The sequence below is a fragment of the Paraprevotella sp. genome, from assembly GCF_986071375.1.
The window spans coordinates 40,688-64,731 of sequence record NZ_CFQRNQ010000003.1 but is presented as its reverse complement, the minus strand read 5'-3'; the positions used below and the strand labels follow the sequence as shown (position 1 = coordinate 64,731).

The following is a 24,044-nucleotide window of genomic DNA, read 5'->3' as shown; positions in this document are numbered from 1 at the left end:
CTCTTGTTTCCGCTTTTAGTCAAACTATAAATCTTGTTCAGTCACCGTATTGTAGAATTGTATATTATAATAAGTGCAGATGAATGGGGAGAAAAAACCACGAATCATGAAAATCAATCCTTTATCCTTATGGGGAAGAGGATATATTTGTTTGCGATGTTTCATGCAAGTGAAACAAAGCTGTAAAAGATTCAATGGGTTACGGCTATAGAACAGTTCGGTTATCTTGTGTAAGACGGGGTGGCGTGTTGAAGATGTTTGTTCATGAATGTTGTTATAGAAACATTTAAAACTTTCTGTATTTCTAAGTTTGAAGAAGTTGTATGTTCCATATACATAAGGAGCTATAGGGGAATGTGGCTTATACTTGGACAACTTTTTTCCTACGGTAGTTATCACAGATGCTGGGTGTACTCTATGCCACGATAGTGGTTCTTCGCATTTTATGATGCTATCGGTTAGGGCTGCGTTCATGGCTAGCCACCAATCATAATAGAATGTCATACCGTCCCAGGGCTTCAGGTTTTCGATAAAAGTCCTTTTTATAAGCATGGCGTGCCCCGGTATATTGTCTCTAAAAAACAAAGACTCTGCGGTGAAAGGCAATGGGAGGTAGTCTTTGGTTTGCTGATGAGAGCAGGTTGGGGAAGATATAATGTCAGAGAAGCACAGGTCGTATCCTTTTTTCTTTTCTATTGATTGTACTAATTTTTCTACTTTCTCTGGAAACCAAATATCGTCTTGGTCGGAAATTGCTATATAGTCTGTTTCTTTGGATACGAATTTGAATGTGTCATGAAAGTTTTGGTTGCATCCTTTATTTCGTGCATTTTGGTGTATTTTGATAAAAGTGTGTTTTGCAGCATATTCTCGTAGTATATCCATCGTGCCGTCTGTGGAACAGTCGTCACTGATGATAATTTCGTGGATAGGATAAGTTTGCGCGAGTATGGAATCCATTTGTTCACGTAGAAACCGTTCTCCGTTGTAGGTGCACATTACGACAGATACTGTTTTTTTCTCCATAAGGCTTGTTTGTTTGTGGCAAAAGTATGAAATATTTTGTTTTCATAGTGATTTTGAATGCCTTTTATTTAATGAACGTGTTTTTTTATACCCATTTAATAAAAAATATATCCTAATATTTGGATGCTAATATTTTCTTTCCTATATTTATGGCATGTTAATTTTAAAAAGTGTGCTTATGAGAAAGTTAATTACCTTGGTAAGTGTTGTTTTTGCTTTTTGCAATATGTCCGCACAGTTAAAAGTGCATTCCAATGGGAATGTAAGTATTAAAACTACAGATACACCTAATGCGGCTTTGGCAATAGGTGGGGCGGGAGACGCAACCCAGTCTTTGTTTGTGAAATCTAATAATTTGCCTGCGTATATTGAAAGAGATGGGGTATGTACGGAAAGTGGTGTATGGAATAGGGCTATTCTAATTAGAAATTTTGCATCAGATACTCGAATGTTAATGGGAGTGAGTAGTGCTGTTGGAACGAAGAATAGTCTTCTTTTAAATAAAGGTCGTGCTTTTGGTGTTTATGGTCAGGCTGGTTTTACGACATCGGGATATAATTATGCTGTATATGGAAATTTGACTAGTACTCAGAATGGAGCGGCTGTAGTTGGGGCATTAGATAATTTGGATGTCAAAGTTCCTGGACGTTATGCCGGTTACTTCCAAGGCGATGTCCGTACTACCGGGAATTTTTATGGTACGGTGCTGACCCCTTCGGCTTCCCGGTCTGCCTTGATGGGGCGTTCGGCAGTGATGCCCCTGTCGGCTGAAAGTGACGGGGAGAACAGCATGTCGGTGGGCGAGAAACTTTCGCGGTTGACCGCCGTGCAGTATAACCTGTCCGAACCGCAGGCGGCACAGGCTTTTGCGGCATCGGGGGATACCGTGGCAGCAGCTCCCCGTTCCGTGACAGACGCGCAGGCATTGGAGAAAACACATTACGGACTGGATGCCGAAGTGCTGAAAGAGATCTACCCGGACCTGGTCTATGAAAGTCAGGAGGGAGACCTTTGCATCAACTACACGGAGATGATTCCGCTTTTGGTGCAGTCCGTCAGTGAACTCCGCGCACAAGTGGTATCGTTGCAAGGGGCGCAGACCTATAATGTACGTGCCCGGAACGGAAATGAAACGGGCATCGGCGGCAACGCATTGGATGTCCCGGCATTGGAGCAAAACGACCCGAATCCGTTCACGCAAACGACAGTGGTGCGCTATACGTTGCCGGAAAGCGTGAAGTCCGCATTCCTATACATTTATGATTTGAACGGCACGCAGGTAGACCAGAAGACGTTGCAGAGCCGTGGCAAGTCTTCCGTGACGCTTGAAGCCGGAAGCCTCGCCCCGGGGATGTACCTTTATGCCTTGGTGGCCGACGGCAAGGTGATCGACACCAAGCGTATGATCATTACCCAATAAGGAAGGAGGCACTTATGAAACGTTGGATGAACCTGTTCTTTTTGTTATGGGGGACGGCTTGTACCATTATGGCTGCTACCGAGGACGGCACTTGTTTCTCGTCCGTGGAAAACGTGTCGGCGGCTGCTTTGGAAAAAGTCCCGCAGAGCAGCTCTGTTTCGGTGGACAAGCATGATTATAAGCCCTACGTGGCTCGTGTGCAAGACGACGGGGTGGTTTATGTACAAAACCGGACGTTTACTTCCACGCATACCGTTACGGGGGAAAATATCGTGGCCGGGGAGAAGGTGACGACGGCGCAGCCGCAGGGAAAGGTCGTGGTGAAGTCCGGGGCAAACGTGACGATGAAAGCCTCCGGCACCACCACATTGGAAGCCGGCTTTGAATGCGAGAAAGGAGGCGTGCTGGAAATAGCTCCATTATAACCATGTTTGGCAAATCGGGAAACCGGATGAAATAGACGGGGTATTTTGCGTTTTTAGCGGAATATCCCGTATTTTTTGTGAATTAGATATAAGGGAAATAAAATCATTTGTTTTATCTTTGTATTTGACTTATTTAATTAAGCTGTTCATGGACGCAGGGGATAATGAGTTAATCAAGTACATTAAAGAGGGTGATTTAAAGGCTTTTGAGAGAGTCTTTAAGGATTATTATGCTTTGATGTGCAGTGTGGCCATGGATTATGTGAATGATTCTGCCGTATGTCAGACTTTGACGGAGGATGTTTTGTTGAACCTTTGGGAAAAGAAACGCGAAGTGGTGATTACGACTTCCTTGCGTGCTTATCTTTTACGTGCCGTGCGCAACAAATGTATCGACCATCTCAGGACACATCGTCAGGTCTCGGGCTTTTTAGGTTACTATGATTCCTTGGACGGGATGTTCGGAGGGGCAATGGCAGACGAAAAGGACTTGTTTGAGCAATTGATTTCGGATGAATTGGCGGAGTTGCTGGACCGGGCGATTGATGAGATGCCGGAGGAACGTAGGCGGGTTTTTATACTGGTGCGCATGGAGAATAAGACTTACCAGGAAGCAGCCGATATGTTACATATTTCGGTGAATACCGTGAAATATCATCTGAAGAGGGCGCATGCGGAGTTGCAGGATAAGTTGGGGTCTTACATTTTGCTACAAATATTGTCTTTTATGTTACTTTCAAAGATGCTCTATTCTTTGAATTGAGAAATGCTCGTGTCAGGATAACATGCCTTGTGGTTTTAATTCATAATTTCTATAGGCTTTCTTGTGAAAAGTTTGGCGGTTTATGCTGTTTTTTGAAGCATAAATAAATTATTTCTGTTTTTATACTACCCATTCTGTCTATTTGTTTCGTCTTAGAAGAAAAAAGCATCAAAGTGGAAACAAATAGCAATATAGATTCATTGATAGAGAAGCAATGGTCGGAGGGGCTGTCTCCGGAGTCGGAAGACGTGTTGCGTGAATGGGTTTCGGCAGATGAAGGGCACCGTAAGTATTACGAGCGCCGCATACTTTTGTATCGGTGGATGGGCATTCGGAAGCGTATGCCCGTATTCGAAAAAGAAAGGAAGAAAGCATACGGGCGTTTCCTGAGAAGTATAAAGGGAGAGAATATGCCGGTTCCTTTCGTTCACAAGGTTTTCAGTCGGAAGTTTGTGGCCTGTGCGGCAATGGTGGTCGTCCTTTTGGGAGGCGGACTGGCTGTGTGGCAACAGCAAGATAAAGCGGCAGAAGAACAAGCGGTGCAGGGATGTGCGCGAGAAATCAAAGTGCCGAAGGGGATGAAAGAACGGATCATATTGGCCGATGGAACCAAAGTTTGGCTGAACTCCGGAAGTTGTCTGACATTGGGTCCGGGATTCGGGCAGACCGACCGCGAACTTCAGTTGGAAGGAGAAGGAATGTTTGACGTGGCTAAGGATAAGCAGAAACCTTTTATTATTCGTTCCGGTGATATCCGTGTCCGGGTGACGGGGACGGTCTTTAATTTCAAGTCCTATCCGGAGGAACGTTTTGCCAAGGTCACTTTGGTACGCGGCAGTCTGGATGTGTCGAGTGTGACGGGACGTGTGCCCCATACCGTGACGTTGAAGCCGTGCGAACAGGTCGTGTTGGACCGCAGTAGGGATGTGATGGAGAAGAAGGTGGTGGAAACGGCACCGGATGTAGCTTGGACTTGTGTGGGACAAAGGGGTGAATCCATGTCCGAGGACACGTCGGAAACAGAAATGACAGGGCATGCGGGAGATGAGGAAGCCTTGTTTTTCGATGAGATGTCTATGGAACAGATTGTGCAGGAGTTGGAACGGGTTTTTCATGTGAATATAGTGGTGAAGAATCCCGGAATATTGCAGGAAAAATATTATGGCGATTTCCGGAACCGGAAAGACATTTTTGCCATATTGGACGTGATGTTGAGGGGCGAACAGGTTTCCTATCAGATCAAAGGCGACACGGTCTTTATCGGAGAATAATCATTTAATAATCATAGTAAATAGAGAAATGTTTAACGCAAAACGTAAAAAACTACTTGAAAGGTTTCTGATTTTAAGCCTGTTTTGCAGTTCGGGAGCGGTTTGGGCGCAGCAGGGCACTGTGACACTGAATCTGAATAACGTGACCGTCAAAGAGGCTTTGGAGCAATTGAATACCCAGACGTCTTATTCCTTGTGGCTGAACGTGGGCGATGTGGATTTATCGCGAAGAATCAGCCTGAACGTGACGAACGGGAGTGTCAATGACGTGTTGGCTAAAATCTTGGCCGGCCAACCGTTGTCATACGAGGTGAAGGATAGGACAATAAATATATACCCTGCGAAGAAAGACGGTGAGGAGGCGAAGAAAAGGGTGGAAGGCGTAGTGTTGGACGACCTGGGAGAACCGCTTCCGGGAGTGGCCGTGCGTTGCAAAGAACATCCGGATGCCATGTGTGCTACAGACATGGACGGTAAGTTCACACTGAATGTACCAACGGACGGCAAGACGCTACAATTTACTTTCATCGGTATGGCTCCGCAGGAATTGGCAGTGGCAGATGCACCGATGAAAGTCGTGATGAGTGACAAGGAAAAGAAACTGGACGAGGTCGTGGTGACCGGTTATCAGAAAATCGACCGCAAGTTGTTTACCGGTGCGGCCAGTCGTATTTCCGGTGAAGAAGCGAAAGTGGACGGTGTGGGCGATGTGAGCCAGATGTTGCAAGGCAAGGCGGCCGGTGTGGGCGTACAGTCCGTGTCCGGTACGTTCGGTGCTGCGCCGAAGATCCGTGTGCGTGGTGCTTCTTCCATCTATGGAAACCAGACGCCGCTTTGGGTCGTGGACGGTGTCGTGTTGGAGGATGTGGTGGAGATTTCCGCCGATGACCTTTCTTCCGGTAATGCCGCCACGCTGATCAGTTCCGCTGTGGCTGGGTTGAATCCCGATGACATCGACAATTTCCAGATATTGAAAGACGCTTCGGCCACGGCATTGTATGGTGCGCGTGCCATGAACGGGGTGATTGTGGTGAATACCAAGAAAGGAAAGAACGGGCATGCCAGTATCAGTTACACGGGTGAGTTCACCGTGCGTACCCGTCCCTCTTACCGCCAGTATAATATCATGAATTCCAAAGACCAGATGTCTGTCCTGATGGAGTTGGAAGATAAAGGGTGGTTCAACCATTCCAAGATGGCGCGTACGGAGAACGGCGGGGTGTTCTATCTGATGAACGACCTGATATACAGGGGAGAACTGATGAATACGGAGTCGGCTCGCTTGGCTTATTTGCAGAAGGCCGAGATGCGGAATACCAATTGGTTCAAGGAGCTGTTCCGGCCCACCATCCAAAGCAATAACTCGGTGAGCATCTCCTCGGGTACCGACCGCAGCCGTTATTACGTGTCGATGAGTTTTTTGGATGATCCGGGATGGAGCGTGTCGGACAAGGTTCGCCGTTACACGGCCAATGTGAACGCCTCGTACGACATCAGCAAGTGGCTCACGTTCGGCGTGAGTGTAAATGGGTCGGTGCGCAACCAGCGTGCGCCGGGTACATTGGACCGTACGGCAGATCCGGTGAGCGGTGAGTATTCGCGCGACTTTGATATCAATCCTTTCAGTTATGCGTTGAATACCAGCCGGACAATGAGCCCTGACGAGACGTATATCATGAATTATGCCCCGTTCAACATCCTGAACGAAGCCAAGAACAATTATATAGATTTGGACATGACCGACATGAAGTATCAGATGGAACTGACTTACAAGCCGGTCAAGGGCTTGGACTTGAGTGCCATTGGTGCTTTCCGTTATGTGAAGTCAACTCAGGAGCATAAGATTACGGGGAATTCCAATCTGGCGCAGGCTTACCGTGCGGCGGGAGATGCGACCATCCGTGAAAAGAACAAGTTCCTCTATCGTGACCCGGATAACCCGGATGCCGTGCCTGAAGTCGTGATGCCGAAAGGCGGTTTCTACAACACGACGAACAATATCCTGAAGAGTTACTATTTCAGGGTATCAGGCAATTATAACCGGCTCATAGCCAATGAACATCCATTCAACATCATGGCCGGTTCCGAAGTGAAATCAGCCGACCGCCAGTCCGGTTTCAACAACGGTTACGGGTTCCAATGGGATCGTGGCGGTACGCCTTTCGTAGACTACCGTATCATACAACAGTTGCTGTTGGGGGGAGATAATTACTACGGCTTGTCGCAATATTATGACCGTTTTGTGGCGTTCTTTGCCACCGGAAGCTTTTCTTATAAGGGACGCTACACGTTCAACCTGACGGGGCGTATGGATGGTTCCAACCGCTTGGGACGTTCGCGTGATGCCCGTTGGTTGCCTACGTGGAACGTGTCGGGGTCGTGGAATATGTTGGAAGAAGAGTTTATGAAACATCAGGATGTCGTTTCCACCCTCTCTTTGCGTGCCACATACGGATTGACAGCAACAATGGGGCCTGCAGACAACGCTTTGGCCGTGTTCCGTAACTCGACCACTTACCGTGGCGATGACGGTTACAAGGAATCGCAGATTTATATCGAGTCTTTGCAGAACAAGGATTTGACGTGGGAGAAACAATATGAGTTCAACTTCGGGTTCGATTTCGGAGTGTTGCGTAACCGCATCAGTTTGAGTTCCGACATCTACAGCCGTCGCGGATTCGACCTCATCGGTTTGATACGTACCAGCGGCATGGGCGGACAGAAGTGGAAATATGCCAACTATGCCGACATGAAATCATGGGGTGTGGAGTTCACGCTGAATACAAAGAATATCCAACGCAAGGATTTCTCGTGGACTTCGAACTTGACGTTCGCTTACAATCATAACGAGATTACCAATCTGGAATCTACTTCCAGCATTTTCGATTTGATGGTGGCCGAAGGTGCCCCGTTGGAAGGCTATCCCGTACGGGGATTGTTCTCTTTGCAGTATAAAGGTTTGAACGGGCAAGGGATTCCACAGTTCATCAACGAGAAAGGCGAACTGACCTCTACGGGTATCAACTTCCAAAGTACGGATCCCACGTATTTGAAATATGAAGGTTCGGTGGATCCAACCGTGACCGGAGGATTCGACAACCAGTTCAAATATAAGGCTTGGACGTTGGGATTGTATTTCACCTTCCAGGCCGGCAATAAGTTGCGCCTGGATCCGGACTTCTCGGCTTCATACGGTGATTACAGTGCCATGCCTAAGGATTTGAAAAACCGTTGGATGAAGCCGGGCGATGAGCGTTACACGAATATTCCTGCCATACCTTCATCTTATCAGTATGCGAATATCGAGAATCTGGACGTGGCCTATAATGCCTATAACTATTCGGACATCCGTGTGGCCAACGGTGGTTTCCTGAGGTTGAAGGAACTCACTCTTTCTTATGATTTCAACGGGGAGTGGATGAAAGCCATCGGCATGAACCGTTTGCAGTTGCGTTTGGTGGCTTCCAATTTGTGGCTCATCTATGCCGATAAGAAACTGAACGGGCAGGACCCGGAATTCTTCCAGAGCGGAGGGGTTTCCATGCCTTTGCCGCGCCAGTTGACTTTATCTATACGAACCAGTTTTTAATGATTTGCAAGACAGAAGAAAATGAGAAATAAATATATATCGTGCTATGTAGCTGCGTTTTGTGCCGGTTTGCTTTCTACGGCCTGCAACGACTTTTTGGACGAGGTGCCCGACAACCGTACGGTCATCGACACGCCCGAGGCTGTATCGGAGTTGTTGGTTTCTGCCTATCCCGATGCCAACTGTGTCTTTTTCACCGAGTCCATGTCGGACAATGTGACTGACCGGGGCAATACGCTTGATCCTTATGTGCAACCCGAATGGAATCGGGCCAATCGTCAGGCGTTCTATTGGGAGGACATCGACATGACATATCAGGACAGCCCGAATTATTTCTGGATGGCCAGTTACCAGGCTATTGCGGCGGCCAACCATGCACTTGAAGCTATTGCAGAATTGGAGGCCAAAGGCGTGGATTGTTCCGTACAGAAAGGAGAGGCGTTGTTATGCCGGGCCTACAATCATTTTATGTTGGTGAATGTGTTTGCGCAACATTATAATCCTGCGTTTGCCGCTACCGATATGGGAGTGGCTTACGTGACGGAACCGGAAAAAGAAGTGTTCGGGCATTACGAGCGTGTGTCGGTGAAAGATACATACGACAGAATCCGCAAGGATTTGGAAGAAGGCTTGCCCCTGATTTCCAATAAGGCATACGGCGACACGCCGAAATACCATTTCACCCGTGAGGCGGCCCAGGCTTTTGCCTGCCGTTTCTATCTGTATGTCGGAGAATGGCAGAAAGCTATCGAAGCGGCAGACGAGGCTTTGGGAGATAACCCGACGTTGCGCAATTGGAACGAGTATATCCAGATGTCTACAGCCAACCGGGAGAAAAACTATACTTCGGTGCAGGAGAGTGCGAACTTGCTGTTGGCATCCACCGTATCTCAGTTTGCCGTGGATCAGTCGTTCTATCGTTACGGGTATTCTACGGCCGTCAACAATTCCCTGTTCCAGCAAAATGACAATGTGGTGAACGGAGTGTGGGCTTATCGTGCCGAAGCTTATAATGTGTCTAGCGAGGCTTTGACCATGATGAAGTGGAAACCCTATTTGAAGAGCGACGGCGTGAACTCCAACAGTGGTGTGTATTACGTGATGGAACCCCTTTTCACGACCGACGAGGTAGTGTGCGACCGCATCGAGGCTTTGGCCATGGCCGGACGTTACGATGAGGCTTGCGAGGACATCGAACTGTTTTTGACGAATAAGATAAAGAACTACGATTCGATAGCCCAACCCGTTACCCCCTCGATGGTGGAGACTTATTACAAGAAGTTTGCCCCGTTGCATCCTTATTATGAGAACCAGATGAGTGGGAAGCAGATGGCTTTTGTCAACTGTGCGGTAGATTTCCGTCGCAGGGAACTGTTGATGGAGGGCGGACGTTGGTTCGACATCAAGCGTTTCGACATTGAAATTACCCACGAAGCTTATCAGACAGGGGCAACCGATGTGTTGGTACGTCGTGACCTTCGCCGTGCCGTGCAGATTCCGGAAGAAGTCATTTCGTACGGGGTAGCTCCTAATCCCAGGTAAGGAACTTTGGTAGTAACTATAATTTAAAAAAGCTAACAGATGAAAAAGATTATCATATTTGCAGCATTGTGCCTGTCCTTCCTGACGGCTTGCGACAAGGAGGACCTCGGTGGGTCGAATATACATGTACCGGAGTTCGATTATAATGCGCTGAGCGAGACGGACAAGTATATTTATGACCATTATACGGTGCCATACAATGTAGAGGTCGTGTATCGTTGGAACCAAGGCGACGTGTCGTCCGATGACATGCGGAAAAATTTGGTGCCGCCGCGTGAATCTCAGGTGGAACCGTTTTTGGAGATGATAGAGAAAGTGTGGATGGATACCTACACGGCGGAAGTCGGACAACAGACTTTACGTTCTTACATACCCAAGCAAATCCTTTTGGTGGGGAGTGCCAGTTATAACGATGACGGAAGTACGACGGAAGGTACGGCCGAAGGCGGACGGCAGATTGTATTGTATTCGGTGAATGATTTCAACTTCGAGTTGGAGCAGATTCAGTCGTATGCCCATGTGATGCACCACGAGTTTGCCCATATTTTGCACCAGAATGTAGAATATGATGCAGAGTTCGAGAAAATCACTCCTTCTTATTCTTCTTCATGGATGCAGATGAACGACGAGACGGCGAGGAGCAAAGGGTTCATTACGGCCTATGCTTCTTCAAGTGCGGACGAGGACTTTGCGGAGATGGTGTCTATCATGTTGACAAATTCTCCGGAGGACTGGAACAATATGATAGAGAGTGCGGGGAATGCGGCGGCTGTGGAGGCCTTGCGTAAGAAAGAGGCCATCGTGGTGGCTTATATGAAAAATAACTGGGGGGTCAATATGAAGGATTTCCAGAAAGAGGTGGTGGCCGCAATCAAGGCTGCGGTACGTAATTAAATAAGGACTTGAACGATGAAGAAAATGAGAAAACATGGATGGGCCATGATGATGGCGGTCGTTTGGGCGGCCTGTGTGCTCGGCAGTTGTAAGAATGAGGTGGATGACGTATTCGACCGGGATGCGACATCGCGTATCGAGGCGGCCATCACGGAGTGCGACAATATGTTGCAGAGTTCGGAGTACGGTTGGCGTTTCGATTATACGCCGGCCAATAGTGCAATGGTGAATTTTGTGATGCGTTTTAAGGACGGACGTGTAACGATGGAAAATGCCGAAGGGGAGACTTCCGAATCGACTTATAAAATAGCCAATGCCGAAGGTCCGGTACTTTCATTCGATACTTATTCCATATTGCATGACTTGGCTGACCCGTCGGAGTACCCGTTGGGGACAGGCAAAGGAGGAGAGTTCGAGTTCGTGGTGTGTCAGGTGACGGAAGATACGATTTACGTGCGGGGACGCAAATCGGGAAATGACTTCAAGCTTTCGCGGGCGGCTGAAGGAGAAATCCAGCATGTCCGTTTGGAAACGGCCTTGGATATCGACGGAGGGAAGGATATCACTTTCTTCCACACCTTGCAGGTGGGCGGACAGGATGCCGCTACGTTGTTCTTGGGTAACGACAAGCGCAGTCTGGATGTGATGACGGCAGACGAGCAAACCCGCAATGTGCCGGTGGATTTTACGGCAGACGGTTTTCGCTTTGCTTCGCCGGTTGTGGCTGCCGGGGTGACTGTTTCGGAAATGAAATGGGATAACACGCGGAAGACCTTTGTCACGTCGGATGGTAATGTGGTATTGGCAGAAGCGGCTTCCAGTCCTTTCAATCTGGGACAGACGGTAGAGCAGTTGTTGGCAGCTCCTTACTGCCTTATGAAGGGGGCGAGTGCAGCGGCCACTTTACAGTTGCTGCAATTCTCGAAAGATTTTCCGGAGTGGCAGCGTACGGAGTTTTTCTTCAATGCCGAGGCTACGGTGGATACGTTGAAATATCAGGTGGACACGCAAGAGAATGTGACGGAAGTTGGTCGTACGCAAGGGCAGGCCGTACTCAATTCCATGAGTTTTGTGGTGAACAACCAATACGGTTTGCCCGAGTGGGGGAATTTTACCGTGAAACGGAATGAGGTGAAGGATGCTGATGAAGTGAAGTTCGTGGAAGGTATCCGCAACGGTGCTCCGGCCAATACATTGAACAAGAACATGTATTGTAAGAAAATCAAGGGTATTTTGTTCGATTCCAAGGGCGTGACGGTGGCATCCCGGAATGGGATGTTCTATGTCGTGTCGGCTTCGGACGCAAAAATGTGGTTGGTGCTCGAACCCCAGGGCTTGCCCTCACCGGCAATGGTGATTCCGACCTTAATCAAGCAATAATCAATTTAATTTATCAATAAAAATATGAAGAAACAAACGTTTGTATTATGGGCTTTGACCGGAATGTTGGCTGTTCCGGCTTCGGCTCAAGTGGATTATAAGACCCGTGCCATCGTGGCAGAACCGGAAAATGCCCCGGTGGCAAAGCGTGCTTTGGCGCGGGATGCCGAGGGGGCAGAGTATAGCTATCCGGTCGGTTTGCGTAATCTGGGGATGATTGGTCAGGATGACAATGCCTGTTGTAACTTCCTGTCCTTTAATAAGGTCATTAATCGGGATGCTTATATGTGGGCACCGATGGGGGAAACCGTGTCTTATATCGACAATTCTTCCGTGCAGGCTGTAGACTATCATTGGTTTATTCCCGGTGCGGATGCTACGGAGTTGGAAACACAGGATGCCGATGCGGTTTACAATACGTCTGGTATCTACGATTTCCCGACCATGACGGTGAAGGACGGAGCAGGGCAGACCTATACTTATACGGCACCCGGTAAACTTAAAGTCGGAGGAAAGGGAGAAATTTGTACTTCCAATATGTTGCGATTGGGTACGGATGCCAAAGATCCGGCCACGACGGCTGTAATCGGCCAACGTCCGTTCGGACAAGAAGGAACAGGATATTTAGGAGGAACCAACAGCTTGAATCTGGTGGGGTATGGTAATTTGTTCATGATTGCCCATCCTGAAGCTTCCATTACTAGCGTACGGGCTTATCTGCCGGAAGTGCCCAAACATGAGGAGGGGGCGGAATTGCTGATGCAAATCTGGTATCCATTGACGGGAGAAAACAGCATTCAGTTGATGGGCTTGCCTTTGGAGGCCGTTACGTTATCTATGGATGATATCAAAGAGACAACGGATACGAAACTGAAAAAGGCCGCCGTGGCTGAATTCAAATTGTCCGAACCGTTGAAGATTTCCGATAAGCCTTTCTTCTTGGTGACGATAGAAGGGTTCGGAACGGATCCGTCCAAAGAAAATTTCCGCTTGTACATTGATGTGAAGCCGGTGGAGATGGATGAGTCTATGGCCGGTAACCTGTTGGCACACAATTCATACTGCCGCTTGAAAGGTGAGGATGATTACCTTCGTCCGATTAATTATTACGGCGGTCAGCTTGGCGAGTCTTTCATGATTTGTCCGGTGATAGACACCCATACGGAAGAAGGTGTGGGCATTCAAGGCGTGGAAGCTTTGCAACCGGCACACGCCCAATATAAGGACGGTGTCTTGTCGCTCAGTTCGGAAGGTGCGGAACAAGCCGTGGTGTACAATGTAGGAGGAGAGAAAGTCGTGAACGCTGCGTTGGACGGCGGACAAGCCGATGTGCGTGCCCATTTGGCCAAAGGTATCTATCTGGTACGTTTTATGAAAGGCGGTAAAGTATCCGGTGCAGCCAAATTGTTGTGTAACGAGTAATGTTTATGTTTAATATTAAATTGGAGAGAAAATGAAAAAGTTTACTAAAATGTGGGCGATTGCCGCTTGTGCATTGTTCGCCGGAACGGCGGCGGTAAATGCCGAGGATTATACGTGGAAGTTTGTAACGGCAGGTGATGCGACGACATACGCTATCCGTTCCGACGGGTCGTTATGGTCCTGGGGATGGAACGAGAAGGGGCAGGGCGGAAATGGCGTATCGGAACGTACGGCCACTCCGACGTTGGCAGATGGAAACCGCGTATGGAAAAAGGCCGTTGGCGGGAAAGCATACGGCTTCTTTTTGGCTGAAGATGGTTCTTTGTGGGCGGCTGGAACTCATGAGAGCGGCGTGCAGGGGACAAACGATGGTATCGACCATAAAGTCTTGACACGTATCGGCACGGATAACGATTGGGCCGATATGGCTTGTTCTCGTTTTTGGGGGTATAGTGGTTTTGCTATCAAAACGAATGGTACGTTATGGGCGTGGGGTGAAAATTCGGCCGGGCAACTGGGCATTGGCAATATACAGGCACAGACGGCACCGGTGCAAGTGGGGGCTGATATGGACTGGAAACAGGTTGCTGCCGGTTGTTCATCCGTATTGGCTTTGAAGACCGATGGCTCATTGTGGGGCTGGGGATTCAATATGTATAGTGAATTATTCGGTCATGAAGGTAAACAACTGTCACCGGTCCGTTTGGGTAGCGAGACAGACTGGGAGCAAGTTGTTGTGATAGATTTCCGTGCCTATGCCGTAAAGAAAGATGGTACGTTGTGGGCTTGGGGAGATAATGCCAATAATTTATTAGGATTCAATACTCCGACGGAAGAAGAGACTACAGCGGAAGGTAATCCGGTGGAGGTGGTGACGGTGCCGCAGATAACGGCACCTACGCATGTAACGTCCATTGAAGGTAAGGTTCTTACCATATCCGGTTGTGAGAATACGTTGAGTGTGGCCACAGGAACGGACGGTGTTATCGAGAAAGTCTGGATGTTGGGTTCAAATACAGACGGCGCATTGGGTGATGGAAAAGGTTTGGGCAACGGAAACAAGGACATTCCTTTCGCAAAAGTTCCGGTTCATCCTTCTTTGAAATCCAGTCTGAAATTTGCGGGAATGTCAAGTGGACAGAATTATACGGTAATGCTGACGACGGACGGAGATATTTGGGGTTGGGGATGCAACCGTGGAGGACAATTGGGCGATGAAACCCCGAATGACCAGTTGCAAGTGGCCTATAAACTGAAGCCCATCGTCATCAACTGTCCGCAGGACGAAATCGAAATGTCTGTAGCTGATGTGAAAGCCAAAGCTGACGCAGTTGTGGCTTTTGACGGGGAGTTTCTGACCTTACGGACTTCGGGTCGTCTGACTTCTGCTACGGTATATGACATGAACGGTACTGCAGTGATGATTCTTCCGGCTTCGTCTTCTTCTTGGAACGTGTCTGCCTTGTCAGCCGGAGTCCATGTGGCACGTTTTATGATAGACGGGGCAACTGTGACTTACAAATTCATGGTGAAATAAAATCTTAGGAAGTCTTTGACTTTAAAATGAAAAGGCCATGAAAAGATTATATAGGGGAATATTTTCCTTTATGCTGATGGTATCTTGTGCGCTGCAACTTGGCGCACAAGATACCCGTATTGTACCGGCTGACGAAATTCCCTCTTCGTTAAGGGATGCGGAGGCTGTGAAATTGACGGGTACGTGGGAAACTTCGACTTTTTCGGAATTGAAGATGGCTTTGGGCACGAACGGTATCGGTGCTTCCAATACCGTATTGGCCAAGGTTGACCTCAGTGAAGCGTTTATTGCGGACGGGACCTCATTGTATGTGAGTGCCGGTTTTACTTCCAATGGCGTGTTCAGCGGTTGCAAGGCTTTGAAAGAGGTGGTGATGCCTGTGGCTGAAGAAGCCGCTCATTTTACGTCTTTCGAGAAAGCTTTTGCGAACTGCGGCGCGTTGGAAAAAGTGGACCTTACGGGCTGTGTGAATGTGGAGACGTTCAATAATGCTTTTTATGGTTGTGAACATCTGGCTACGGTGGATTTCGGCACGAATACGGCAGCGGTGGAAAGTAGTTCCTGGAGTTCGGCTTTTGAAAATTGTACGGCATTGACTCACGTGACGTTGCCTGCCGTGTTCGTCCCTGCTTCCAAGGTCTTTTCCGGATGTACGGCTTTACAGGAGATAGATTGGACGGCTTGCCAGGCTGTGGAAGTGCCGGTTTTTTATGCCGATATGTGGGACGGGGTGGAGCTTTCGGGCGTGACGTTAAAACTGGACCATCCGCAGTATGTGCTGTTTAAGGCAGACGCTTCTTGGAGCCAGTTGAACTTAGAGGATTTGAATCCGGAGCCTTCCACGGAGTTCACGGTGGATGCTTCGGACATACCCTCTTCATTGAAGAAGGCTACTGTGATTACGTTGACCGGTACATGGGACAGCAGTGCTTTCAACCTGTTGTGTATGGCCCTGATGGACAACCCTGCGTTCGGGACTAGTGAGAATACTGTGTTACAGAAAATAGACATGAGTGCGGTAAAGGTGGTTGAAGGCACGTCGCTTTGTTGGCAAGGGCTTTCCAGATACGGCATATTCAGAAATTTCAAGGTGTTGGCAGAGGTCGTGATGCCGGTAGCGGAAGAGGCAGCTCATTTTACGGATTTCACTATGGCATTCCAAAATTGTACCGCTTTGAGGAGTATAGATTTGAGCGGTTGCTCGGGGCTGACTTCGTTGGAGATGGCTTTCCAAGGATGTATGTCATTGGAGAAAGCGGACTTGTCTTTTTCTTCCGCTTTGGTGTCGGTGGACAATGCTTTCGAATCTTGCGAAGCATTGGTTTCCGTGGTGCTGCCGGTGCAATTCCCCATGGGGAAAAATACCTTTGCCTATTGTAACGCGCTGAAGGCCATCGACTGGACGGCTTTCGAGGGGACGGAAGTGCCTGAGATGAGCAAGACTTTCTTTATGGGTATTGACGATCTGAAGGCGGTGACCCTGTCTTTGAAATATGAGGCCTATAAGTTGTTCTCAGCCGACGAGGACTGGAGCGAACTGAACCTTTACAATACGGAGCCGGACAAGGTGACGGATTTCGTAGTGGACGCTTCGGACATCCCGTCGAGCTTGAAGAAAGCCGTGACGGTTACGCTGACCGGAGAATGGGATGGCGATGCTTTCAATCTGTTGTCTCTTGCTTTGGGGAATAACGGAGGACTTTTTGTCACACAGAACACGACGTTGGTTACGTTGGATATGAGTCAAATCCAAGTGACCGAAGGGACATCGTTATGGAGAACGGGAATTAAGGAATATGGTATCTTCAACAACTGTACGGCCTTGACAGAGGTGATTCTCCCTGCAGCCGAAGAAGCGGCCAAATTCACGAAACTGAATATGGCTTTTGAAGGGTGTACAGCATTGAAGGATATCGACTTGAGCCTTTTTGCCGGAGCTATGGACATCGAACGTGCGTTTAAGGGTACGGCTATCGAGAAAGCCGACTTGAGTGCTTGCACGGCATTGGGCAGCACGGTCAGTGCGTTCGAAGGTTGTGCGGCTTTGCAGGAGGTGATACTTCCGGCATGTTTCGTAGCCGACAATTATACATTTGCCGACTGTACCGGACTGAAGCTCATTGATTATACGGCTTATACCGATACGCAAGATGCACCGGCTGTTAAAAACAATACGTTTAGCGGTATTGATGATTTGAAGGCGGTGACGTTGAAGGTGAGCGGCCTGAATCATGAACTGTTCGAGGCCCATAAGATATGGTCGGACTTCGATATAGAATATGATGCCAGTGGCATTTCTGGGATGAAGTCCGACGGGAAGGCCAAGCCGCTTACTGTTTATACCGTAGACGGTCGTTACGTGGGTACTTATGCTCCCGGGACGGACTGGCGGTCGTATTTGCCGCAACGCGGTGTGTACATCGTGAACGGTAAGAAGATGATAAGGAAATAAGAAGATATTTCGTATGTAGAAAGAGCCGGATTTATCTGGCTCTTTTTTTATTCAATAAGTAGCTCATACATTCCTTGAACGTGACCGAACCGCTAAGCCACATCAGTCCTCCATAAAGCAGGGCGGCTGTGAAGACTTTTGTTCCTAACAGCAAGTAGGCGTTTTCTATCGGTGAAGTGATAAAGGCGGTCACGGCCATTGCCAACGCGGCCATTGCGGCGTATGGAAACAGGTCGAGGACGGCTTCCCACAGGCGCAGGCCGATTTCGCGCCGGACGAAATAGAACCATACGGTGAGCCAGGCGATATTGATGGCAGTGTACACGCACACCATGGTTTGGATGCCGTAAGGGTAAGAAAAGAATATGGCTCCAATCTGCGCGATGCCTGTGCCGATGGTGTTCCATAGCACCAAGTCCGAACGTTCTTTGGTGATGACCAGGTTGGCGCACAAGTATTGTATCGGTCCAGTGAATGCCCCGATGCACAGAATCTGCATGATGGGGACGCAGTCCAACCATTTCTCTGTGACGGTAATCAGGATTAGTTCGCGCGAAATCAATGCCATTCCAAAGAGGGACGGGAAAATCAAAAAAGCGTTGAAACGTAGCATTTTGCGGAATACCCGCTTATGGCGTTCGCGTTCCGTTTCCACATCGCGCAATACGGGTTGGGCTACGTCTTTTAGGGTGCCGATTACCATGGAACTCACCATGCCCGTCCATTTGTTGGCTTGGTTATAAAGTCCGACATCGTGTACGGCATAGAAACGTCCTAACATGACGGACAGGATGTTGCCGTTGATATTGCTGCAAATGTCGTTGGCCAACAGCTTGCTGCTGAAACCGAACATTTCTTTTAAGGGACGGAAAGATACCGGCAGGGTGGGGCGCCATTTCGAGAAATACCAGAAAAGAATGGTGTTGCAGGTGGTGAAAGCTATGCCTTGGGCGGCCAATCCCCAATAGGCGTATCCTTTTAAGGCCATCGTAAGGCCGATGGCGCCGGATGTGGTGAGGCTAATCACGGTGATGATGGCCTTTTGCTTGACCTGCAACGTGCGGAACAGGTAGGCGTAGTGCGCCGTGCCCAAGCTGGCCATCACGAAACCTAAAAAGGAGAAACGTGCCAACGGGGTCAGTTCGGACAAGTCCTGATGGGCAGCAGCATCCGATTGTTGGTAAAATTCCGTAATCAGCGGGGCCAGAAAGAAGAGCAACAGGTACATGGCGCAACCGGTTGCCACGTTGAACCAGAATACGGCGTTGTAGTCTTCATGTACGATTTGCCTGCGGTTGGCTAAAGCGGTTCGGAAACCGCTGTCTTGCAATATGGAGGCGATTTGTGAGAAAACGGTCAGCAAACCCACCATGCCATAATCCGATGGTGAGAGGATGCGGGCAAGGAAGATGCCGAACAAGGTGCCCAACACCAATTGTGCCCCACTGCTGATGGTGCCCCACATCAGGCCTTTTGCAGTCTTTTCTTTTAGTGTCTTTTCTGCCATGACGGTTGGTCAGAGGTTATCTGGGTTTATATACGGATTCGTGGAATTTGAGACAGCTAAGATAAGGCTTTATTTGCATAATCTTTCAAAAAAGGTAGAGAATATTTAACGCCATTGTCTTTTTTCTCTGTATTTTTATGCTATTCAGCATGTTTTCCTTAAATAGATGAAAATGTTCTTTCTTTGGGCTTTGCCATACGGGAAAATATGCCTACTTTTAGTGCACAAAATGAAAAATGGCGAATAGATAAACCGAAAATACAATGGAAAAGATTCAAGAATTGACCGATAAGCTTTATCGCGAAGGGGTGGAAAAAGGGAATGCCGAGGGCATGCGCTTAGTGGAAAAAGCAAAGGCGGAAGCCGATAAGTTGGTGGCGGACGCACGAAAGGAGGCGGATGAAATCGTGGATAAGGCGCGTAAGCAGGCTCAGGAACTGGAGGCCAATACGAAATCAGAATTGAAACTGTATGCGGGACAGGCTTTGAGTGCATTGAAATCGGAGATTGTGAATGTCGTTTCCGACAAATTGGTAAAAGATGCGGTGAGGGAACTTACCGGCAATAAGGATTTCATGGGGAATTTCATGGTGGCTGTAGCCAAAAGTTGGGCCGCAGGCGGAGACATGGTGATTTCAGCTTCGGATGCCGACGGGCTTACCGCTTATTTCCGTGCCCACGCGAAAGACTTGTTGGATAAAGGGGTGAAGATAGAGAAAGTGAACGGAAAGGCGGCCGCGTTTTCGGTTTCTCCGTCCGACGGTTCTTATAAGGTGAATTTCGGCGAAGAGGAATTTGCAGCTTATTTTAAGGATTTCCTCCGTCCGAAATTGATAGAAATGCTCTTCTAAATCCATCTGCATGAAGAATTATTATGGTTTAGTGGCAAGTATGCCCGACGTGTCCCCCGATGATGCCAAACTGAATTTTACGGTGGCAGACTTCAAAGAGGACTATTGGCCGCAACTTTCCGAAACAGATAAGAAGCTAGTGGCTTTGTTTTTCTTGCGTTACGACCATCGCAACTTGTTGGCATGGTTGGCAGAAGGAGACGGGGCGGCGTTTGACGAACGGGCGATGTTTCCGCGTGAAGCGTGGCCCGAAGCCATGGAGAAGGTGAAGGCCGGCGATGAGCAAGGCCGTGTGTTGCCTGCTTATTTTTACGAGTTCATGGCAGAGTATGCTACCTTGAAAGAAGTGCAGGAACGCTTGCCGGAAGATGTCCTTTCGGCGGCATATTACCGTTATGCGGGCACGTTCAAGAATCGTTTTACAAAAGATTGGTTCGCATTCAACCGGAATGTGAACAATATCCTGATAGCCCTTACGGCCCGGAAGTACGGATTCAATCCGGTTTCCTATCTGGTGGGCGACGATGCGGTGACGAAGGCTTTGGCTGTTTCGGGAGCACGGGATTTCGGGTTGGGTACGGAACTGGATTATATGGACGACGTGATACGTATCCATGAGATGTCCGACCCGGTGGAGAAGGAACGTAAATTGGATTTGTTGAAATGGGAATGGTTGGAAAACCGTACTTTCTTCTGTTATTTTTCAGTGGAACGCCTCTTTGCCTTTCTCATCAAGTTGGACATCATAGAGCGATGGACACATATCGATAAGGAACGCGGCGGGAAAGTGTTCCGCAGTTTAGTGGAACAGCTGAAGGACGAAGTCGAGATCCCCCAAGAATTTAAGAAATAAAAAACGAAAATAATGATATGGCAACAAGAGGTACAGTGATTGGAGTCATCTCCAATATCGTGACCATTCAAGTGGACGGCCCGGTGGCACAGAATGAGATCTGCTACATCACGACAGGCGGAGACCGCCTGATGGCCGAAGTGATTAAGGTGGTCGGTCGGAATGCATACGTGCAGGTGTTTGAAAGTACCCGGGGCATGAAAGTCGGGGCTGAGGCTGAATTTACCGGGCACATGCTCGAAGTGACGTTGGGGCCGGGGATGCTTTCCAAGAACTACGACGGTTTGCAGAACGACTTGGACAAGATGGAAGGTGTGTTCTTGCGTCGCGGGCAGTACACTTATCCGTTGGATAAAGACAAAAAGTGGCATTTCAAGCCCATTGCGAAACCCGGCGACAAAGTAGAGGCTTCAGCCTGGTTGGGAGAGGTGGAGGAAAACTACCAACCCCTGAAAATCATGGCACCGATAGCCATGGAGGGCGCGGCTACGGTGAAAAGCATTGTTCCGGAGGGCGACTATTTGTGCGAAGACACGATAGCCGTGTTGACGGGAGAGGACGGTGAGGACATTGCCGTGACCATGGTGCAGAAATGGCCGGTGAAAGTGGCCATGACCAATTATAAGGAAAAGCCGCGTCCGTTTAAATTATTGGAGACGGGCGTACGTACCATTGATACGATGAATCCGATTGTAGAGGGGGGCACGGGATTTATTCCGGGGCCGTTCGGTACGGGAAAGACGGTGCTCCAACACGCCATCTCCAAGCAGGCCGAGGCCGATATCGTTATCATTGCCGCCTGCGGGGAGCGTGCCAACGAGGTGGTGGAAATCTTTACGGAGTTTCCCGAACTGGTGGACCCGCACACGGGACGCAAGTTGATGGAGCGTACCATCATTATCGCCAACACGTCCAACATGCCTGTGGCTGCCCGTGAGGCATCGGTATACACGGCCATGACGATTGCCGAGTTCTATCGTTCCATGGGATTGCGCGTCCTCTTGATGGCCGATTCCACTTCACGTTGGGCGCAGGCTTTGCGCGAGATGTCCAACCGTATGGAGGAACTGCCGGGTCCGGATGCTTTCCCGATGGATTTGTCCGCCATCATTTCCAACTTCTACGGTCGTGCAGGTTATGTGTACTTGAACAACGGCGAAGTGGGTTCCATTACGTTCATCGGTACGGTTTCGCCGGCCGGCGGTAACTTGAAGGAACCCGTGACGGAAAACACAAAGAAGGTGGCGCGTTGCTTCTATGCGTTGGAGCAGGACCGTGCGGACAAGAAACGTTATCCGGCCGTGAACCCGATAGATTCTTATTCCAAGTATATCGAATATCCCGAGTTTGAAGAATATATATCGAAGCGCATTAACGGTGAATGGACAGCGAAAGTGAACGAACTCAAGACACGCCTTTTGAGAGGAAAGGAGATTGCCGAGCAGATTAATATCTTGGGTGACGACGGCGTACCTGTGGAGTATCACGTGATATTCTGGAAGTCGGAAGTCATCGACTATGTTATCCTACAGCAGGACGCTTTCGACGAGGTGGATGCCGTGACACCGATGGAACGCCAGGAAGACATCCTGAATCTGGTGGTGGACATTTGCCGCGCCGAGTACAAGTTCGACGGTTTCCTTGAAGTCATGGATTATTTCAAGAAGCTCATCAACCTGTGCAAGCAGATGAACTACGCGGAATTCAAGAGTGAGAAGTTCGAAGACTATAAACGCCAGATTCGTGAGATGGTGGCGGAAAGGCAATAATTAATCAGGAAAGTTATGGCAACAAAAGCATTTCAAAAGATATATACGAAGATAAGCCAGATTACGAAGGCCACTTGTACCCTGAAGGCTACGGGCGTGGGGGCCGACGAATTGGCTATGGTGGACGGCAAGTTGGCCCAGGTGGTGAAGATTGCCGGTGACGAAGTGACGCTGCAGGTGTTCGAGGGTACGGGCGGTATCCCTACGGATGCGGAAGTCGTGTTCATGGGCAAGGCTCCGACCCTGAAAGTGAGCGAACAACTGGCCGGTCGCTTTTTCAATGCTTACGGTAATCCCATTGACGGGGGGCCGGAAGTGGAAGGCGTGGAAGTGGAAATCGGTGGTCCGTCGGTGAATCCGGTGCGCCGCAAGCAGCCGTCCGAATTGATTGCGACGGGTATTGCCGGTATCGACCTGAACAACACGTTGGTGTCCGGCCAGAAGATACCGTTCTTTGCCGACCCGGACCAACCTTTCAATCAGGTGATGGCCATGGTGGCCCTGCGTGCGCAGACCGATAAAATCATTTTGGGCGGCATGGGTATGACGAACGACGACTATCTTTATTTCAAAAACGTGTTCTCGAATGCCGGTGCGCTCGACCGTATCGTCAGTTTCATGAACACGACCGAGGACCCTGCGGTGGAACGTCTGTTGGTGCCCGACATGGCCTTGACGGCAGCCGAGTATTTCGCTGTGGAAAAGAATGAGAAGGTATTGGTGCTGCTCACCGACATGACCTCGTACGCCGACTCATTGGCCATAGTGTCCAACCGTATGGACCAGATTCCGTCGAAGGACTCCATGCCCGGTTCGTTGTACTCGGACTTGGCCAAGATTTACGAGAAAGCCGTGCAATTCCCCTCAGGCGGTTCCATTACCATTATCGCCGTGACGACGTTGAGCGGGGGCGACATCACGCATGCCGTGCCGGACAACACGGGATATATCACCGAAGGGCAGCTTTTCTTGCGTCGCGACAGCGATATCGGCAAGGTCATCGTGGACCCGTTCCGTTCGTTGTCCCGTCTGAAACAGTTGGTGGCCGGTAAGAAAACCCGTAAAGACCATCCGCAGGTGATGAATGCGGCCGTACGTTTGTATGCGGATGCCGCCAACGCCAAGACCAAGATGGAAAACGGATTTGACCTGACGGACTACGATAACCGTACGCTTTCTTTTGCCAAGGATTATGCAGACAAGCTGTTGGCCATCGACGTGAACCTGAATACCACGGAGATGCTAGATGTGACTTGGGGGCTGTTTGCCAAGTACTTCAAACCCGAGGAGGTGAACATCAAGAAGGAACTGGTGGATGAGTTCTGGACGAAATAAATCGGAAG

At 49.0% G+C, this 24,044-nt stretch carries 17 protein-coding genes; 15 read left to right on the top strand and 2 right to left on the bottom strand.

The window, feature by feature from the left end:
* Positions 1-24 precede the first annotated feature (24 nt).
* Complete coding sequence (locus tag AC5RDV_RS02590; protein ID WP_232038404.1) at positions 25-1,026, bottom strand: glycosyltransferase; 1,002 nt, start codon at positions 1,024-1,026, stop codon at positions 25-27.
* A 577-nt stretch (positions 1,027-1,603) separates the two neighbouring features.
* On the opposite strand from AC5RDV_RS02590, the gene AC5RDV_RS02585 reads away from it, so the two are divergent.
* The 11 genes from AC5RDV_RS02585 to AC5RDV_RS02535 all read left to right on the top strand — a co-directional run bounded on the left by AC5RDV_RS02585 (position 1,604) and on the right by AC5RDV_RS02535 (position 17,721).
* Positions 1,604-2,446 (top strand): T9SS type A sorting domain-containing protein, encoded by an 843-nt coding sequence (locus AC5RDV_RS02585; protein ID WP_494222136.1) that lies wholly within the window; start codon positions 1,604-1,606, stop codon positions 2,444-2,446.
* A gap of 14 nt (positions 2,447-2,460) precedes the next feature.
* On the top strand, positions 2,461-2,871 hold the full coding sequence (locus AC5RDV_RS02580; RefSeq protein ID WP_282747081.1) for a hypothetical protein: 411 nt from the start codon (positions 2,461-2,463) through the stop codon (positions 2,869-2,871).
* A 148-nt stretch (positions 2,872-3,019) separates the two neighbouring features.
* Positions 3,020-3,634, top strand: a complete 615-nt coding sequence (locus AC5RDV_RS02575) for an RNA polymerase sigma-70 factor (protein WP_282747083.1) — start codon at positions 3,020-3,022, stop codon at positions 3,632-3,634.
* Positions 3,635-3,807: 173 nt separating this feature from the next.
* Positions 3,808-4,905, top strand: a complete 1,098-nt coding sequence (locus AC5RDV_RS02570) for a FecR family protein (protein WP_282747084.1) — start codon at positions 3,808-3,810, stop codon at positions 4,903-4,905.
* 28 nt (positions 4,906-4,933) lie between these two features.
* Positions 4,934-8,494, top strand: a complete 3,561-nt coding sequence (locus tag AC5RDV_RS02565) for a SusC/RagA family TonB-linked outer membrane protein (protein ID WP_282747085.1) — start codon at positions 4,934-4,936, stop codon at positions 8,492-8,494.
* 21 nt (positions 8,495-8,515) lie between these two features.
* Entirely contained in the window at positions 8,516-10,036 is a 1,521-nt protein-coding gene (locus AC5RDV_RS02560) for a RagB/SusD family nutrient uptake outer membrane protein (RefSeq protein WP_008626431.1), read from the top strand.
* A gap of 39 nt (positions 10,037-10,075) precedes the next feature.
* Positions 10,076-10,930: a putative zinc-binding metallopeptidase gene (locus AC5RDV_RS02555; protein WP_282747088.1), complete on the top strand. Its 855-nt coding sequence runs from the start codon at positions 10,076-10,078 to the stop codon at positions 10,928-10,930.
* A 15-nt stretch (positions 10,931-10,945) separates the two neighbouring features.
* Positions 10,946-12,310, top strand: a complete 1,365-nt coding sequence (locus tag AC5RDV_RS02550) for a DUF4302 domain-containing protein (protein ID WP_282747089.1) — start codon at positions 10,946-10,948, stop codon at positions 12,308-12,310.
* 24 nt (positions 12,311-12,334) lie between these two features.
* Positions 12,335-13,732, top strand: a complete 1,398-nt coding sequence (locus AC5RDV_RS02545; protein WP_008626426.1) for a T9SS type A sorting domain-containing protein — start codon at positions 12,335-12,337, stop codon at positions 13,730-13,732.
* A 31-nt stretch (positions 13,733-13,763) separates the two neighbouring features.
* Positions 13,764-15,269: a T9SS type A sorting domain-containing protein gene (locus AC5RDV_RS02540; RefSeq protein ID WP_008626424.1), complete on the top strand. Its 1,506-nt coding sequence runs from the start codon at positions 13,764-13,766 to the stop codon at positions 15,267-15,269.
* A gap of 37 nt (positions 15,270-15,306) precedes the next feature.
* Positions 15,307-17,721 carry a leucine-rich repeat protein gene (locus tag AC5RDV_RS02535; protein WP_282747091.1) on the top strand — a complete coding sequence of 805 codons (2,415 nt, stop codon included), beginning with the start codon at positions 15,307-15,309 and terminating at the stop codon, positions 17,719-17,721.
* A gap of 31 nt (positions 17,722-17,752) precedes the next feature.
* On the opposite strand, the gene AC5RDV_RS02530 is transcribed toward AC5RDV_RS02535, so the two are convergent.
* Entirely contained in the window at positions 17,753-19,228 is a 1,476-nt protein-coding gene (locus AC5RDV_RS02530; RefSeq protein WP_282747092.1) for a lipopolysaccharide biosynthesis protein, read from the bottom strand.
* Positions 19,229-19,491: 263 nt separating this feature from the next.
* Here AC5RDV_RS02530 and AC5RDV_RS02525 point away from each other — a divergent pair, with 263 nt between their 5' ends.
* From AC5RDV_RS02525 to AC5RDV_RS02510, 4 genes are read left to right on the top strand one after another with little or no spacing between them, the layout of a single operon-like run.
* Positions 19,492-20,079 (top strand): V-type ATP synthase subunit E family protein, encoded by a 588-nt coding sequence (locus AC5RDV_RS02525; RefSeq protein ID WP_130893599.1) that lies wholly within the window; start codon positions 19,492-19,494, stop codon positions 20,077-20,079.
* A 10-nt stretch (positions 20,080-20,089) separates the two neighbouring features.
* Entirely contained in the window at positions 20,090-20,932 is an 843-nt protein-coding gene (locus AC5RDV_RS02520) for a DUF2764 family protein (RefSeq protein WP_008626415.1), read from the top strand.
* A gap of 17 nt (positions 20,933-20,949) precedes the next feature.
* A complete protein-coding gene (locus tag AC5RDV_RS02515) occupies positions 20,950-22,701 on the top strand; it encodes a V-type ATP synthase subunit A (RefSeq protein ID WP_008626414.1) in 1,752 nt (583 codons plus the stop codon).
* Between the two features lie 15 nt (positions 22,702-22,716).
* Entirely contained in the window at positions 22,717-24,036 is a 1,320-nt protein-coding gene (locus AC5RDV_RS02510; protein WP_008618330.1) for a V-type ATP synthase subunit B, read from the top strand.
* The last annotated feature ends 8 nt before the right edge of the window (positions 24,037-24,044 follow it).